General features: G+C 57.1%; 2 protein-coding genes. Both read left to right on the forward strand.

Translation table 11 applies throughout. The annotated features are described in order from the left end of the window. The first annotated feature begins 134 nt into the window (after positions 1-134). Positions 135-440, forward strand: coding sequence for a panthothenate synthetase (locus ACYP5B_RS40725; RefSeq protein WP_400095513.1), 306 nt, complete (start codon positions 135-137; stop codon positions 438-440). Between the two features lie 402 nt (positions 441-842). After that, on the forward strand, positions 843-1,040 hold a 198-nt coding region (locus ACYP5B_RS40730), incomplete at its 3' end, for a hypothetical protein (protein WP_459573419.1).

Raw genomic sequence — 1,040 nt, forward strand, 5'->3', positions numbered from 1 at the left:
TCTCGTTCGCTGGCCCTCTATATGTGGCGCAAGGATGGATCGACCGATGTGTCCAAAGAATAGTCCCGGGTCATCACGCCCGACTTGTCGGCCCGCAAGGGCCGACCAACCATCTAACCAGGAGGGATGCGATCATGCGCATACTCGTGAACGTCCACATACCGCACGAACCGTTCAACACGCTTGTGCGAAATGGCAACGCCGGCGCCGTCATCGCGCAAATAGTCGAGGACTGCAAACCGGAGGTCATCTATTTCACTGAACAAAGCAGGAAACGCGGCGCCGTTTTGATCGTCGACATCGCGGAACCCAGCGATCTTCCGTCGATCGCCGAACCGTGGTTCCTCAAATTCAACGCGGAATGCGAGTTCCGGCTAGCCATGAAGCCCGAAGATTTACAAAAGGCCGGACTCGATCAACTCGGCGCGAAGTGGAAATAGCGCGGCGCGTGACGAAGCGGCTCTTCTCTGAGGGTTCCTCCTAACCCGTGGCGACCATCGCGGTTCGATCCGCAGGGGCCGTTTTGCTTGACCCGGGAGCGTCAATCCAATGGATAGAGGAGACCGGGCCAAACCGGGGGCTAAGCGGCGACACGATGAACGCATTCACCAGCGATGGAGGGATGCCATCGTTCGACCGGAGATCGGAGCTGGTCATTGAGCACGGCAGTCCGGATTTGCAGGTTTCCGTATGGTAGCGCATACCGACAGCGTTTTCCGCATACTTCTGGATGCGGCCAGAGGTCAGTTCAAGTGGGTGTTGCGAAGATGTCTCCAAACATCTGTTTTCCGTGAAGCTGCGCCAGTTCTGGCTTTGCTAGCTGTAGCGGCCCGATTACATAAATGGTCGGGACCGATTACATCGGTGGTTTCGGGACCACATTAGCTGAAAAATCCGAGCGCCCGGGAACCACATTACGTGAGAACGGGCCCACATTATTTGAGAACAGCCCGATAACATCACCCATGAACCACATTGAGCGAGAACATCACAGCGGCACCCCCGGCCAGCGGTCAGGATTCACGGGTGCCCGCTTTCGG

The organism is Cupriavidus sp. 8B (assembly GCF_054589115.1).